Genomic DNA, 15,755 nt, shown 5'->3' with positions numbered 1-15,755 from the left:
CGCAGGTTCAAATCCTGTCCCCGCAACCAAATGGTCCCGTGGTGTAGTGGTTAACATGCCTGCCTGTCACGCAGGAGATCGCCGGTTCGACCCCGGTCGGGACCGCCATTTCATATAAAGAAAAGAACGAAACAAGTTGTTTCGTATTTTTTTATTTGTTTTAACAAAAAACTAATAAAGACAGTCAAACTATCCTTAGGACAACTCCTAAGGACTTTTTTATATATTCAAAACCTGTATAATAAAGAGCAGAGAACATTGTGAGTAAAGTAGGTGAAGTCTGTGAGTAAATATGAAGTAACAACAAAATCTTCTGAGGAAACACAAAGGTTATCAGAAAAACTAGGTGAGCTCGTAGAGGCACAAGACGTAATTATTTTAGAAGGAGATCTTGGAGCTGGTAAGACGACTTTTACAAAGGGACTAGCAAAAGGTCTTGGAGTGAAAAGAGTTGTAAATAGTCCTACCTTTAATATCATTAAAGAATATAAAGGAAGATTACCGCTATATCATATGGACGTGTATCGCTTAGCAGAAAGTGAAGAGGACTTAGGCTTTGATGAATATTTCTACGGTGAAGGAATTACGGTAGTAGAATGGGCTCATTTAATAGAAGCATATTTACCGAATGAAAAGTTACAAATTAGTTTATTCCATGCTGGAGATGACACAAGAAAAATTATACTCGAGCCAATTGGAGATCGCTATATTAGATTATGTGAGGAGCTATTACAAGATGAAAGTACTAGCAATTGATACTTCAAATTACGTAATGGGTGTATCCCTTATTGAGGAAGAAAACGTAATTGGGGAAATCATTACAAATTTAACAAAAAACCATTCTGTACGTCTTATGCCAGCTGTAGAGAAACTGTTAAAAGAATGCGGTGTAAAACCGAAGGAATTAACTAAAATCGTTGTAGCTGCTGGACCTGGATCCTATACAGGTGTTCGTATAGGCGTGACAGCGGCGAAAACATTAGCTTGGTCACTTCAAATACCAATTGTAGGTGTATCAAGTTTAGAGGTAGTAGCTGCAAACGGTGCTAACTTTAACGGGTTAATTTGTCCTTTATTTGATGGAAGACGTGGGCAAATTTATACTGGGTTATATACATATGAAGGAGAGCAGTTAACTTCAATAGAAGAAGACCGAATTATTCTTATTGTAGACTGGTTGCAAATGTTAAAAGATAAAGGACAGCCTGTTTTATTTATCGGTAACGATGTTAAATTGCATAAAGAAACAATTATAGAACATTTAGGTGATCAAGCTGTATTCGCTCCATTTACTAAAAATAACCCAAGACCAAGTGAGCTAGCATTCTTAGGATTACAAAAAGAAGAACAAGATGTGCATACGTTTGTTCCAAGCTATCTTCGTTTAGCTGAAGCTGAAACAAAGTGGTTAGAAAGTCAAAACAAGTAGGAGCTTGCAGAAGATGGATATGATATTTAGAAAGATGGAGCTTGATGATATTGCTCAAATTGTAGCTATTGAAGAAGCGTCTTTTTCAACTCCTTGGACTGCAGATGCCTTTCACCGTGAATTAACGATGAATGAACATGCACATTATATTGTGTTAGAAAAAGATGGTCGTGTAGTCGGGTATTGTGGATTGTGGATAATTATTGATGAATCACATATAACAAATATAGCTATTTTGCCAGAATACCGAGGTCAAAAGTTAGGAGATGCCCTATTGAAAGCAGTTATTTCTGAAGCGAAAGAACTAGGGGTAAAAACAATGACACTTGAAGTACGTGTATCAAATGAAGTAGCAAAGCAGTTATACAGAAAATACGGATTTCAAAATGGTGGGATTCGTAAACGATACTATGCAGACAATCAGGAAGATGGTCTCGTAATGTGGGTGAATATATAATGGAAAAAAATACGATTATACTTGGTATTGAAACAAGTTGTGATGAAACAGCAGTAGCAGTTGTTAAAAATGGAACGGAAATTATTGCGAATGTCGTTGCATCACAAATTGAAAGTCATAAACGTTTTGGCGGCGTTGTACCAGAGATTGCATCCCGTCATCATGTAGAAGAAATTACAGTTGTGTTAGAAGAAGCTTTAAAGGAAGCAAATATCACATTTGATGATATTGATGCAATTGCTGTAACAGAAGGTCCTGGTTTAGTAGGAGCACTTCTAATTGGAGTAAATGCAGCGAAGGCAGTAGCGTTTGCACATGATATTCCGTTAGTCGGTGTTCATCATATTGCTGGTCATATTTATGCGAACCGTTTAGTAAAAGAAGTTCAATTCCCGTTATTATCACTTGTTGTATCTGGTGGGCATACAGAACTTGTTTATATGAAAGAACATGGTTCATTCGAAGTAATTGGTGAAACACGAGACGATGCAGCTGGAGAAGCATATGATAAAGTAGCTCGTACGTTATCTATGCCATATCCAGGTGGTCCTCATATTGATCGCCTTGCACATGAAGGAGAACCGACAATTGATTTGCCTCGTGCATGGCTAGAACCGGATTCGTATGATTTTAGCTTTAGTGGATTGAAATCAGCAGTTATCAACACTGTGCATAACGCAAAACAGCGCGGTATAGAAATTGCACCAGAAGATTTAGCGGCAAGTTTCCAAGAAAGTGTAATAGATGTACTTGTAACGAAAGCAGCTCGTGCAGCAGAAGCTTATAATGTAAAGCAATTACTTCTTGCTGGTGGAGTAGCTGCTAATAAAGGACTTCGTGCGCGATTAGAAGAGGAATTTGCACAAAAAGAAAACATTGAATTAATTATTCCGCCGCTATCTTTATGCACAGATAATGCAGCGATGATTGCAGCGGCAGGGACAATTGCTTATGAACAAGGTAAGCGTGCAACATTAGCCTTAAATGCAAATCCAGGATTAGATATTGAAGCATAGTTATACACATAATTAACCACAGGCTGTGGATAAAACCCATATTATCTGTTGATAATGTGGGTTTTATTGTGTATATAAAATGTTGATAACTTTTTTATTGACTGTGGATAATGTGGAAAAGCTATTTTGATGTTTATTTTATAAAGGTGGATATGTGTATAAACTTGTGGGTAAATAGGTTGATGTCAGACCTTTGAATTTGTTCTTTTTCGGGAAATAAAAAGCAAGAAGATATCCCCGAAAAACATTTTGAAACATCTCCCCATTATAGAAGATGCTAATATTGTCAATCTTTGTCGTTAAAACGATATTTCGTGTCGAATTGTTAATATATATAGGGTTACAATAGATATATTTAAAAAATCGTTAGTATATTCTAAGTTACGATAGATATATTCAAAAAATTGTTTAAGTACTAAAAAAAGATGTCACATAGTCAAAAATCCTGACTTATGAGACATCTTCCTTATTTAAATATGCTTATACATGCAGCTCTTCCCATTCTGCCATACAAGTTTCAAGTTGTTCTTGTAGCGTTTGCTTTTTAGTTGTAATTTCACTAGCTTTTTCATAATCTGCATATATTTCTGGTAAGCAAAGTTGATCTTCTAACGTAGCAATTTCTTCTTCTAATTCCACTATACTTTGTTCTAGCTCTTCAATTTTTCTAGTGCGTTGACGCTCTAGTTTTTTACGCTCTTTTTCTTCTAAATAATTTAATTTCTCTTGTGCAATCACCTTTTGAACAGGAACGTCACTTTCTTGCTGTTCAAGTTCTGCACGTTCAATCATTTCATTTTTCTTTTCAACGTAGTAATCGTAATCCCCTAAATATTCCTGTGCACCTTCTGTTGATAACTCAACCACAGTCGTTGTTACACGGTTAATAAAGTAGCGGTCATGTGAGACGAATAGAAGAGTCCCAGGGTAATCAATTAAAGCATTCTCCAAAATCTCTTTACTATTTAAATCAAGGTGGTTCGTAGGCTCATCTAGAATTAACAAATTTGACTTTTGCATCATAAGTTTTGCAAGAGCTAATCGAGCTTTTTGTCCACCACTAAGGGAAGATACTGGTTTCAGTACATCATCTCCTGTGAATAAAAAATTCCCAAGTATAGTACGGATTTCTTTTTCCGGTTGCAGTGGATATTCATCCCATAGTTCATTTAAAACCCGTTTAGAAGATGTTAAGTTTGCTTGTTCTTGATCATAATAACCAACAGATACATTTGATCCGAAAGAAACATCACCATTTAATAGTGGTAACTTATTCACAATGGATTTTAACAATGTGGATTTCCCAATTCCGTTTGGACCAACTAAAGCAACACTATCTCCGCGAGTTAAGCGCATAGTTACATGTTCAATTATAGGGTTTTCATCATAGCCGATGGTTGCATCATTTACTTGTAAAACATCATTTCCACTTTGTTTTTCAATATCGAAGTGGAATGATGCTGACTTAGAATCCCCTAATGGTCTCGTTAATAATTCCATTCTGTCTAGTTGTTTACGGCGACTTTGAGCACGTTTGGTTGTAGAAGCGCGAGCTATATTCTTTTGAACGAAGTCCTCAAGTTTTGCGATTTCATCTTGTTGTTTTTCGTAACGTTTCATTTCTTGCTCATATAATGCTGATTTTAAGTCTAAATATTTACTGTAGTTACCAACAAATCGTCTGCTTTCTTTATTCGAAATTTCATATACTTGTGTAACGAGTTTGTCTAAGAAATAACGGTCATGTGAGACGATTAATATTGCGCCAGGATAACCTTGCAAATATTGCTCAAGCCATGTTAATGTTTCGATGTCTAAATGGTTTGTAGGCTCGTCCAAAATAAGTAAGTCTGGTTTTGTTAATAATAATTTCCCGAGAGCTAATCTTGTTTTTTGCCCGCCGCTTAAAGTAGAGATCGTCGTCTGGTGCGTTTCAACTGGGAAGCCAAGGCCGCTTAAAATGGAGCGAATATCCGCTTCATATTGATATCCACCTTGATCTTTATAATTGAGTTGTAGTTGGTCATAATCAGCTAACAATCTTTCATATGTAGCTTCGTTTGAAAAGTTTTCTTCTTTTCCCATTTCTTGCTCAAGCCTTCGAAGTTTTGTCTCCATTTGCTGTAAGTGGGTAAAGACGGTTAGCATTTCATCCCAAATTGTTAAAGACGTTTCTAGTCCAGTATTTTGAGCTAAATATCCGATTGAGACATCTTTCGGTTTTATAATTTCGCCACCATCATGAGATAATTCACCAGCGATAATTTTTAATAATGTAGATTTTCCTGCTCCATTCCTTCCAACTAATGCGATACGATCTTTTGTTTGTACTTCCAATTTTATGTTTGCAAGAATCGTTTCTGCACCGTATAATTTCGAAAGCGCGTTTACTTGTAATAAAATCAATGTTTTCACCTCAAATAATTTCTTAACTTTGCCATGTTTATATTTCTCAATCATACTAAAAATAGTGTATAGTTTAAAATAAAGAGAGAATACTTCTTCTCTTTATTATACAAGGAATTTAATGAGTGCTAAACTTCTGTATTTGATTAAAGTATATGAATAAAGATAGGAAGAGAGGAGAGGTCATATGGATCAGCAAAAGATTCCACAAGCCACTGCTAAAAGATTGCCTCTATACTATCGATTTATCCAAAACTTATCTCTTTCTGGTAAGCAGCGTGTTTCATCGGCCGAATTGAGTGAGGCAGTAAAAGTAGATTCCGCAACAATACGAAGAGATTTTTCGTATTTTGGAGCGTTAGGGAAAAAGGGATATGGATATAACGTAAATTATTTATTATCATTTTTCCGCGAAACACTTGATCAAGATGATATAACACGTGTAGCACTTATTGGAGTAGGTAATTTAGGGACCGCTTTCTTACATTATAATTTCACGAAAAACAATAATACAAAAATTGAAATGGCATTTGATGTTAGTGAAGAGAAAGTTGGAACAGAAATCGGGGGCATTCCTGTATATCATTTAGATGAATTAGAAGAGAGATTATCAAATGATATACAAGTGGCAATATTAACAGTACCGGCTACAGTAGCACAAGCTGTAGCAGATAGATTAGCTGAAACAAGCGTGCACGGTATTTTGAATTTCACACCAGCGCGATTAAACGTATCAGAGAATATTAGAATTCATCATATTGACTTAGCTGTAGAGTTACAAACATTAGTTTACTTTTTGAAAAACTATCCACAATAAAACGCAGAGGAAGCGACCTCTGCGTTTTATTATTGTTTCTTCTTTGTGAATTTAACTAATATAAGGCGAAGTGCCAAATTAAAATCAATTGTTGCCATAACTGCAAATAGTATTGTCCACATATTCCAGATTGTATCTGTCACGTTCGTAATGGCGAAGCGTGTAAAGATACATCCAAGAAGGAAGTATAGTGCAGCCATGAACAATGGTGAGTTTCTCATACAAAAAATCCTCCGATAAAGCCTTGCATTTTTTCAGCTTCTTTAATCATTTCTTGAATTTGTTCATTGCTCATAAAAATTTGCCCAATAGCGACTAATGTATTCATCGCAACATGAGCTGCAATCGGAACGATAATACGTTTCGTCTTCACATATAAGAAGGCGAATACGAGCCCCATAGCAGTGTATACCAATAAGTGAGTAAAATCAAAATGAATTGCTGCGAATACAAGCGAACTAATGATAGCTGCGATAAAGAAGTTAAACTTCTTATAAAGCGTGCCGAATAGAATTTTTCTAAATACGATTTCTTCTAAGATAGGTCCAATTATAGAAACAACAATAAGGAACCAAGGTGTCGTTCTTGCAATTTCCATAAGTTTCATTGTATTTTCTGAACCTTGTTTAATTCCTAGCAGCTGCATCTCGATCATACCGGCAACTATTTGTGAAAAGAAAGCTAAGAAGAACCCGATAAAAATCCATCCAATAGTAGCTGGAACAGAAGAGCGCATTGCATCTAAATGCCTGTCACGAATATCTGTTCTAAGTAACCAAAGTACGATACATAATGCAACAAAGAAGCTAATAATTGCCCAGTGTCCTGTTATGATTTGTCCTTTTTCCTCAATGGTAAATCCTCTATTATCATAGAGTCCTGTTTTTAGGAGAAGTGGTAATCCAACAACGCCAGATAACTGCATTAAAATGTATGTAACGATAATCCACCAGTATTGTTTCTTCAAATGGTTTAACCATCCTTTCTAACTATAGTGTATGAGATAAGTTAGGATAACATGTAAATATGCTACCTACGATATAAACCTCTTGAATTATGTTTTTTTCGTAAATCCTTATTTGAAATTATAATAGAAGACAGGAGAAAGTTGTATGTGTAGCGAAAACAACTTAGGGTGTCCTTTCATATTGTAACATACGAGCAGTGGAAACAACGATTCATATAGTAAAGGCAGTATTGTATATAGAAAGTTTATATAGTGATTTGCGAAAAAATTATGATTTTTTTACTTGCAAAAGAAATTGAGATTATTTATTATTATAAGTGTGTTAGCACTCGGATGACTTGAGTGCTAATAAAAGAAATTTACATAACAAAATGAGGAGGTTATTGTTCATGCTAAAGCCATTAGGTGATCGCGTTGTAATTGAGCTTGTTCAAGCAGAAGAAAAAACAGCAAGTGGTATTGTATTACCAGATACTGCAAAAGAAAAACCACAAGAGGGTAAAGTTGTTGCAGTAGGTACTGGTCGAGTGCTTGAGAATGGTGAGCGTGTTGCTTTAGAGGTAGCAGCAGGTGATCTTATCATCTTCTCAAAATATGCAGGTACTGAAGTGAAATATGAAGGTACAGACTACTTGATTTTACGTGAAAGTGACATTTTAGCAGTTATCGGTTAATTATATAAATCTTAAAAAATCCAAGGGGGTCAATTATTATGGCAAAAGATATTAAATTTAGTGAAGAAGCACGTCGTTCGATGCTTCGCGGTGTCGACACTCTTGCAAACGCAGTAAAAGTTACGCTTGGACCAAAAGGTCGTAACGTTGTACTTGAGAAAAAATTTGGTTCACCACTTATTACAAATGATGGTGTAACAATCGCAAAAGAAATCGAATTAGAAGATGCATTCGAAAACATGGGTGCGAAATTAGTAGCAGAAGTTGCTAGCAAAACAAATGACGTAGCTGGTGACGGAACAACAACTGCAACTGTATTAGCGCAAGCTATGATTCGTGAAGGTCTTAAAAACGTAACAGCTGGTGCGAACCCAATGGGGCTTCGTAAAGGTATCGAAAAAGCTGTTACTGCTGCAATTGAAGAATTAAAAACGATTTCTAAACCAATCGAAGGCAAATCTTCTATCGCACAAGTAGCTGCTATTTCTGCAGCTGACGAAGAAGTAGGTCAATTAATCGCTGAAGCAATGGAGCGCGTTGGTAACGACGGCGTTATTACTTTAGAAGAGTCTAAAGGATTCACAACAGAATTAGACGTAGTAGAAGGTATGCAATTTGATCGTGGATATGCATCTCCTTACATGATTACTGATTCTGACAAAATGGAAGCAGTTCTTGATAACCCATACATCTTAATTACTGACAAAAAGATTTCTAACATTCAAGAAATCTTACCAGTATTAGAGCAAGTGGTACAACAAGGTAAACCACTTCTTATCATTGCTGAAGATGTAGAAGGCGAAGCTTTAGCTACATTAGTAGTGAACAAACTTCGTGGTACATTCAACGTAGTAGCTGTTAAAGCTCCTGGATTTGGTGACCGTCGTAAAGCAATGCTAGAAGATATCGCAATCTTAACAGGTGGCGAAGTAATCACTGAAGAATTAGGTCGTGACTTAAAATCTGCTACAGTTGAATCTTTAGGACGCGCTGGTAAAGTTGTTGTTACAAAAGAAAACACAACTGTAGTTGAAGGTGTAGGAAGCACAGAACAAATCGAAGCTCGCATCGGTCAAATCCGTGCGCAATTAGAAGAAACAACTTCTGAATTCGATCGTGAAAAATTACAAGAGCGTCTTGCTAAACTAGCAGGTGGCGTAGCAGTAATTAAAGTAGGTGCAGCAACTGAAACTGAGTTAAAAGAGCGCAAACTTCGCATTGAAGATGCACTTAACTCAACTCGTGCAGCAGTAGAAGAAGGTATCGTTGCAGGTGGTGGTACTTCACTTATGAACGTATACACAAAAGTAGCTTCTATCGTAGCTGAAGGCGACGAAGCAACAGGTATCAACATCGTACTTCGCGCACTAGAAGAGCCAGTTCGTCAAATCGCAATCAACGCTGGTCTAGAAGGATCTGTAGTTGTAGAGCGTCTAAAAGGCGAAAAAGTAGGCGTTGGTTTCAACGCAGCTACTGGCGAATGGGTTAACATGCTTGAGTCTGGTATCGTAGATCCAGCTAAAGTAACTCGTTCTGCACTTCAAAACGCAGCATCTGTTGCAGCTATGTTCTTAACAACTGAAGCTGTAGTAGCTGACAAGCCAGAACCAAATGCACCAGCAATGCCTGACATGGGCGGCATGGGCATGGGCGGTATGGGCGGAATGATGTAATTCCGTTTGTCCTAAAAAACATCCATTTCTATATAGAAATGGATGTTTTTTTATGTTTTTTAGAAAAGGAAATGAATTTCTGTAGAATTTTGTCGCTTTCTCTCTTGACCATATTGATACTTCATTGTTAGAATCTAGGAAGATAATATAAAACGATCCTTCATATATCCTCAATGATATGGTTTGAGAGTCTCTACCGGGTTACCGTAAACAACCTGACTATGAAGGCAGTGTGTCTTATATTTATAAAGAGCGGAGACTATCTTTCTTTATAAAGCCAGACCCCTGCCTTTTCTTTGTTATGAGACTAGAGGCGGAGGACTGGCTTTTTTTATTATATTGGTAATGCTTTTCGCCAAATTGGTGAAAATATTTATATACGAGAACTAACGTTGGGGTGATTATTTTGAAGAAACAACACGATACAATTATCGTTTTAGATTTTGGAAGTCAATACAATCAGTTAATAGCACGTCGAATTCGTGAGTTCGGTGTATACAGTGAACTTCATCCACATACAATTACTGCAGAAGAAATTAAAGCAATGAATCCAAAAGGGATTATTTTCTCTGGTGGACCAAATAGTGTATACGGTGAAGGTGCATTACATTGTGATGAAAAAATCTTTGAACTAGGTTTACCAATCTTCGGTATTTGTTACGGTATGCAGCTTATGACGCAACACTTCGGTGGTAAAGTAGAGCGTGCAAATCACCGCGAGTACGGAAAAGCTGTTCTTAAAGTAGAGAACGAATCAAAACTATATGCGAACCTTCCAGAAGAGCAAGTTGTATGGATGAGTCATGGTGACTTAGTAACTGGTTTACCTGAAGGATTCGTAGTAGACGCAACAAGTGAGTCTTGCCCAATTGCTGGTATGAGCAATGAAGCGAAAAACTTATACGGTGTACAATTCCACCCAGAAGTACGTCACTCTGAGCACGGTAACGATTTAATTAAAAACTTCGTATTCGGCGTATGTGGTTGTTCTGAAGGATGGAACATGGAGAACTTTATCGAAGTAGAATTAGAAAAGATTCGTGAAACTGTTGGAGACAAAAAAGTACTATGCGCACTTAGTGGCGGTGTAGACTCTTCTGTTGTAGCAGTATTAATTCATAAAGCAATTGGTGATCAATTAACATGTATTTTCGTTGACCACGGTTTACTTCGTAAAGGTGAAGCAGAAGGCGTTATGAAAACATTTAGCGAAGGCTTCCATATGAACGTTATTAAAGTGGATGCAAGAGACCGCTTCATGGACAAGTTAAAAGGTGTAGAAGATCCAGAACAAAAACGCAAAATCATCGGTAACGAATTCATTTACGTATTTGATGATGAAGCGTCAAAATTACAAGGTATGGACTTCTTAGCGCAAGGTACACTTTACACAGATATCGTTGAGAGTGGTACAGCAACTGCACAAACAATTAAATCTCACCATAACGTTGGTGGTCTTCCAGAAGACATGCAGTTCAAATTAATTGAGCCGTTAAACACGTTATTTAAAGATGAAGTACGTGTATTAGGATCTGAACTAGGAATTCCTGATGAAATCGTATGGCGTCAACCATTCCCAGGACCGGGTCTTGGTATTCGTGTATTAGGTGAAATCACAGAAGAGAAATTAGAAATCGTTCGTGAATCTGATGCGATTTTACGTGAAGAAATTATTAAAGCGGGCTTAGACCGTGAAATTTGGCAATACTTCACTGCACTTCCTGGCATGCGTAGCGTAGGTGTTATGGGTGACGAGCGTACTTACGATTACACAGTAGGTATCCGTGCAGTAACATCTATCGACGGTATGACAGCTGACTGGGCACGTATCCCTTGGGACGTATTAGAGAAAATCTCTGTACGTATCGTAAACGAAGTAAAACACGTTAACCGTATCGTGTATGATGTAACGAGTAAGCCACCAGCAACTATTGAGTGGGAATAGTATTTATAAAAAGGTCCATCTATTGCTTATGCATAGGTGGATCTTTTTTATTTTGGTGTTAATACGAACAAAACTATAAAAGTTTATAAAAACGTTCGTTTTTTAAATTGACAAAACTACTTCGTCGAGTTAATATGATTATGTAATTCAAACAAAAAGTGAATATTATAGCCGTCGTATAATATCGGGGATATGGCCCGAAAGTTTCTACCTAGCTACCGTAAATGGCTTGACTACGAGGCGTTTTTATAAAGGTGAGGGGAATCTTATCTTTATTCATAGAACGCTTCCATGTATATATGCAATGGAAGCCTTTTTTGTTTCTCGGGATAAAAGAGGGCTAGGAGAAATGCGGCGAGTAATCATATAACGGGGGAAACGTAGGATGAAACGCTATTTTCAGTTTGATGAGCTCGGTACGAATTATAAGACTGAGTTCATAGCAGGGTTAACGACATTTCTATCTATGGCTTATGTACTATTTGTCAATCCTGCTACGCTGTCGCTTGGAAATGTTAAAGGGTTACCAGCAGGTACAGGGATGGATCCAGGTGCAGTATTCGTTGCTACGGCATTAGCGGCAGCGATCGGTTCGTTAATTATGGGTATTTTCGCGAAGTATCCAATTGCTTTAGCGCCAGGTATGGGAATTAACGCGTTCTTTGCTTATACAGCAGTGTTAACGATGGGGATTCCATGGCAAACAGCAATTGCCGGAACATTAATGTCAGGTATTATCTTTATTATTCTTACTGCTTCAGGTATTCGTGAAAAAATCATCAATGCAATTCCATCGGAGTTAAAGTTTGCAGTAGCAGCAGGTATCGGATTGTTCATTGCATTTCTTGGATTCCAAAATGCCGGAATTATCGTGAAAAATGATGCAGTTCTTGTTGGGTTGGGGGACTTAACAAAGGGTACAACGTTACTAGCAATCTTCGGGGTTGTTACTACGATCATCTTCATGATTAAGAAAATTAATGGTGCAGTATTTTACGGTATGATTCTTACAGCGATCTTAGGAGTAGCAACAGGATTAATTGATACTCCGAAAGCTGTGGTGGGAGCAATACCGAGTCTAGAACCAACGTTCGGCGTGGCGTTAACGCACTTCGGAGATATTTTCACAGTTCAAATGGGGATTGTTATTATAACGTTCTTCTTTATCGATTTCTTTGATACAGCAGGTACGCTTGTAGCGGTTGCGAATCAAGCAGGATTAATGAAGAACAATAAATTACCACGTGCCGGAAAAGCGTTATTTGCAGATGCGATTGCAACTGTAATTGGTGCGATTCTTGGTACATCAACAACAACGTCTTACATTGAATCGTCTGCAGGGGTAGCAGCAGGAGGACGTTCTGGATTTACAGCAGTTGTAACAGCAGGATTCTTTTTACTGGCACTATTCTTCTCGCCATTACTAAGTGTTGTAACGCCAGCTGTAACGGCGCCGGCTTTAATTATTGTAGGAATCTTGATGGTTTCTTCCTTAGGGGAAATTGATTGGAAGAAATTCGAGATTGCAGTGCCAGCATTCTTTACAATTATCTCTATGCCACTTACGTATAGTATCGCAACTGGGATTGCGATTGGATTTATCTTCTATCCAATTACAATGGTTGTGAGTGGTCGTCGTAAAGAGGTTCATCCGATTATGTATGTTATGGGAGTTTTATTCGTACTATATTTCATCTACGTTCGTAAATAAAAGGGGTTTTTTAAAGGTCTAGACTTAAGGGGAGTCTAGACCTTTTTTGCGTCTTCAGAAAATCTTAAGGATTTCCGAGCGTTTTTCTTCAGAAGTTTTCCTATAATAGAAGTTAGGGATTAAAAAAGTGATGGGGGAGATATTGTGGCACACGAAACAATACTTGTCGTAGATGATGAAAAAGAAATTCGGAATTTAATTACAATCTATTTAAAGAATGAAGGATATAAAGTATTACAAGCAGGAGACGGAGAAGAAGGATTACGTCTATTGGAAGAAAATGAAGTACATCTAGTCGTATTAGATATTATGATGCCGAAAGTGGATGGTATTCATATGTGTATGAAGGTAAGGGAAGCGAAAGAAATGCCTATTATTATGCTTTCTGCCAAAACGCAAGATATGGATAAGATTTTAGGATTAACAACAGGGGCAGATGATTATGTAACGAAGCCGTTTAATCCGTTAGAGCTAATTGCACGAATTAAATCTCAGTTACGCCGTTATATGAAAATGAATGGTTTCGCTATTCAAAATGAGGACGAGTTAGAAATTGGGGAGATGAAAATCAACATCTCGACCCATAAAGTTATTGTAGAGGGAGAAGAAGTGAAACTAACTCCGAGGGAATTTTCAATTTTAGAATTGCTAGCTAGAAATCCAGGTATGGTGTTTAGTGCGGAGCAAATTTATGAAAAGGTGTGGAACGAACGATCTTTCCAGTCTGATAATACTGTAATGGTGCATATTCGAAAAGTGCGTGAGAAGATTGAGGAGAATCCAAGGAAACCTAGATATATAAAAACAGTATGGGGAGTGGGGTATAAGATTGAAAAAGATATTTAATCCGTTTACTTATATAAGGAAAATAAGACAATTAATTGAGAAATTAGTAAAGAGCGTACGAAAGAGTATAAGGATTCAATTGATTACTACTTTTGCTGCTTGTGCGTTATTAGGAGTTTTGTCAGCAAAGGCAGCAGCACCGTTTTTTGAGAATGCGAATCGTCAAGCAACTATCGATTATCGGGCTGGTATGGAACAAATTAATCACCAAGCTCAAGGAGCGGCAAATAGTTCGGTTCATGAAAATAAATTAGAAGCTATATCAAATATGATCGAAATGGAGAACCAAAATTTAGAGCAAGGGTCTAGAGCTTTGAAGATATTGGTTACTGATGAAAGTGGTAAAGTTTTATATAAAACAAAGCAAGCGCAAGAAGAGCAAATCGATTTGCATAATACGATTCGTAATGCAGCATCATTCGCGATTAATTATACAGATGGTAGAAATGTATTTGAAAGTACAAGAAAAGAGTTTATATCTTTTTCACCTATTACTATTGAAGGAAAGAATTTGTACATGTTTGTTAGTGGAATTCCAGAGGGAGAGGTAATATATGATACGCAAGAAGGACCATTCCCGTTTTTAATTGGTGTACTTGTATTCATTTTCTCTTTCTTCTATATAACAAAGAGAAAGATGAAGCAGATTGAAGCAATGGCACAAGGCGTAAAGGAAATAGAAAGAGGTAACTTAGCCTACCGCATTGAGAAAAAAGGTGAAGATGAGATTGCAGCTTTAACGGAGAATATTAATAATATGGCAGAAGAGCTTATGAATAATATAGAAAAGGAACGTAAATTAGAAAAGCAAAAGAATGAGCTTATCACAAATGTATCGCATGATTTGCGTACACCACTTACTTCTATTATGGGTTACTTACGATTACTTCGAGATTCTAAATATGAAAATAAAGAACAACACGATGAGTATACGAGAATTGCTTTTGCAAAGTCGGAGCAGTTAAAAAATTTAATAGAAGATTTATTTGAGTATACGAAGTTAACAAATGAACAAGTTGTATTAGAAAAACAAGAAGTATGTGTAAATGAGTTGCTTGAGCAATTAATAGAAGAGTTAGTACCGCAAGCGGAAGAGCATGGACTTACTTTTGTTAAGAAGTTTCCTGAGGAACGTGCTTATGCATCGATTGATTCGGAAAAGATGGTTCGTGTATTTGATAATTTACTAATGAATGCAATTAAGTATAGTAAAGATGATGGAGAGATAAAAGTTTCTCTTCAAAGGCAGCGTAGGGATATACAAATTGTAATTGCGAATCATAGTGAAGAGTTTACAAGAGAAGAGTTAGCGAATTTGTTTGAACGTTTCTATAAGAAGGATCAATCTCGAAGTAGAGTAACGGAAGGGTCGGGACTCGGTTTAGCGATTGCGAAAAGTATTGTTGAGTTACAAGGTGGTAGTATTCGAGCGGAATATAGGGATGGCACTATTCAATTTATCGTCTCGTTACCAATTATAGAAAAATAATAAATGAATAGAATGATATGTGATAAAAAGGCTTATTTTAAAAGAAATAAGCCTTTTTATATTTTTTATAAAAATATATTGACGATTAGAGCTTAGAGGTGTAATATAGAACAAGTCGCCGATGACAATAACGTCGTAAGCGACAAACGAAATGAAAAACTTAGTTGACATTGAAAGATGAAAATGTTAACATAAGGAAGTCGCAAATGAGCGGCCAAGTAGTTCTTTGAAAACTGAACGAAACAAACAACGTGAAACGTCAATTTTTATTTTAGATGCTAGACAAACTAACTTTATTGGAGAGTTTGATCCTGGCTCAGGATGA

The 15,755-nt window shown here is 36.9% G+C and carries 14 protein-coding genes, 1 tRNA gene and 2 riboswitches; of the genes, 12 read left to right on the top strand and 3 right to left on the bottom strand.

What is annotated here, in order from left to right:
• Window positions 1-32 precede the first annotated feature (32 nt).
• The 5 genes from ACUN13_RS31375 (at window position 33) to tsaD (ending at window position 2,902) form a co-directional block, all read left to right on the top strand.
• Window positions 33-108, top strand: a tRNA-Asp gene (locus ACUN13_RS31375).
• A 174-nt stretch (window positions 109-282) separates the two neighbouring features.
• Window positions 283-756, top strand: a complete 474-nt coding sequence (gene tsaE, locus ACUN13_RS31370) for a tRNA (adenosine(37)-N6)-threonylcarbamoyltransferase complex ATPase subunit type 1 TsaE (RefSeq protein ID WP_000049642.1) — start codon at window positions 283-285, stop codon at window positions 754-756.
• Window positions 737-1,429, top strand: a complete 693-nt coding sequence (gene tsaB / locus ACUN13_RS31365) for a tRNA (adenosine(37)-N6)-threonylcarbamoyltransferase complex dimerization subunit type 1 TsaB (protein ID WP_000865740.1) — start codon at window positions 737-739, stop codon at window positions 1,427-1,429. Before tsaE ends, tsaB begins: the two co-directional genes overlap by 20 nt.
• 13 nt (window positions 1,430-1,442) lie before the next feature.
• Complete coding sequence (gene rimI / locus ACUN13_RS31360) at window positions 1,443-1,886, top strand: ribosomal protein S18-alanine N-acetyltransferase (RefSeq protein ID WP_000367190.1); 444 nt, start codon at window positions 1,443-1,445, stop codon at window positions 1,884-1,886.
• Window positions 1,886-2,902 (top strand): tRNA (adenosine(37)-N6)-threonylcarbamoyltransferase complex transferase subunit TsaD, encoded by a 1,017-nt coding sequence (tsaD, locus tag ACUN13_RS31355; protein ID WP_000414585.1) that lies wholly within the window; start codon window positions 1,886-1,888, stop codon window positions 2,900-2,902. Before rimI ends, tsaD begins: the two co-directional genes overlap by 1 nt.
• 480 nt (window positions 2,903-3,382) lie before the next feature.
• On the opposite strand, the gene ACUN13_RS31350 is transcribed toward tsaD, so the two are convergent.
• The gene (locus ACUN13_RS31350; protein ID WP_218011576.1) at window positions 3,383-5,308 is read right to left on the bottom strand and encodes an ABC-F family ATP-binding cassette domain-containing protein; all 1,926 of its coding nucleotides are present in this window, start codon (window positions 5,306-5,308) and stop codon (window positions 3,383-3,385) included.
• 187 nt (window positions 5,309-5,495) lie between these two features.
• On the opposite strand from ACUN13_RS31350, the gene ACUN13_RS31345 reads away from it, so the two are divergent.
• The gene (locus ACUN13_RS31345; protein ID WP_000372699.1) at window positions 5,496-6,125 is read left to right on the top strand and encodes a redox-sensing transcriptional repressor Rex; all 630 of its coding nucleotides are present in this window, start codon (window positions 5,496-5,498) and stop codon (window positions 6,123-6,125) included.
• Between the two features lie 29 nt (window positions 6,126-6,154).
• Here the strand turns inward: ACUN13_RS31345 and ACUN13_RS31340 are convergent, their stop codons facing one another.
• On the bottom strand, window positions 6,155-6,346 hold the full coding sequence (locus ACUN13_RS31340) for a YdiK family protein (protein WP_001246201.1): 192 nt from the start codon (window positions 6,344-6,346) through the stop codon (window positions 6,155-6,157).
• On the bottom strand, window positions 6,343-7,092 hold the full coding sequence (locus tag ACUN13_RS31335) for a CPBP family intramembrane glutamic endopeptidase (RefSeq protein ID WP_016125317.1): 750 nt from the start codon (window positions 7,090-7,092) through the stop codon (window positions 6,343-6,345). Before ACUN13_RS31335 ends, ACUN13_RS31340 begins: the two co-directional genes overlap by 4 nt.
• A 389-nt stretch (window positions 7,093-7,481) precedes the next feature.
• Between ACUN13_RS31335 and groES the strand changes: the two genes are divergently transcribed.
• The 6 genes from groES to ampS all read left to right on the top strand — a co-directional run bounded on the left by groES (window position 7,482) and on the right by ampS (window position 15,430).
• Window positions 7,482-7,766, top strand: a complete 285-nt coding sequence (gene groES / locus ACUN13_RS31330; RefSeq protein ID WP_000917311.1) for a co-chaperone GroES — start codon at window positions 7,482-7,484, stop codon at window positions 7,764-7,766.
• Window positions 7,767-7,804: 38 nt separating this feature from the next.
• Entirely contained in the window at window positions 7,805-9,439 is a 1,635-nt protein-coding gene (gene groL, locus ACUN13_RS31325) for a chaperonin GroEL (protein ID WP_001029993.1), read from the top strand.
• A 140-nt stretch (window positions 9,440-9,579) separates the two neighbouring features.
• Window positions 9,580-9,681: riboswitch (purine riboswitch) on the top strand.
• 164 nt (window positions 9,682-9,845) lie between these two features.
• The gene (gene guaA, locus ACUN13_RS31320) at window positions 9,846-11,384 is read left to right on the top strand and encodes a glutamine-hydrolyzing GMP synthase (RefSeq protein WP_000743909.1); all 1,539 of its coding nucleotides are present in this window, start codon (window positions 9,846-9,848) and stop codon (window positions 11,382-11,384) included.
• A 153-nt stretch (window positions 11,385-11,537) separates the two neighbouring features.
• A riboswitch (purine riboswitch) is annotated at window positions 11,538-11,640 on the top strand.
• Between the two features lie 129 nt (window positions 11,641-11,769).
• Window positions 11,770-13,095, top strand: a complete 1,326-nt coding sequence (locus ACUN13_RS31315) for an NCS2 family permease (RefSeq protein ID WP_000833082.1) — start codon at window positions 11,770-11,772, stop codon at window positions 13,093-13,095.
• A 144-nt stretch (window positions 13,096-13,239) separates the two neighbouring features.
• Complete coding sequence (locus ACUN13_RS31310; protein ID WP_000929885.1) at window positions 13,240-13,941, top strand: response regulator transcription factor; 702 nt, start codon at window positions 13,240-13,242, stop codon at window positions 13,939-13,941.
• Window positions 13,925-15,430, top strand: coding sequence for an aminopeptidase AmpS (gene ampS, locus ACUN13_RS31305; RefSeq protein WP_000719223.1), 1,506 nt, complete (start codon window positions 13,925-13,927; stop codon window positions 15,428-15,430). Before ACUN13_RS31310 ends, ampS begins: the two co-directional genes overlap by 17 nt.
• Window positions 15,431-15,755: the final 325 nt, after the last annotated feature.

It is taken from the genome of Bacillus cereus group sp. Bce041, assembly GCF_052646455.1.
This window is presented reverse-complemented; position numbering and strand designations above follow the sequence as displayed.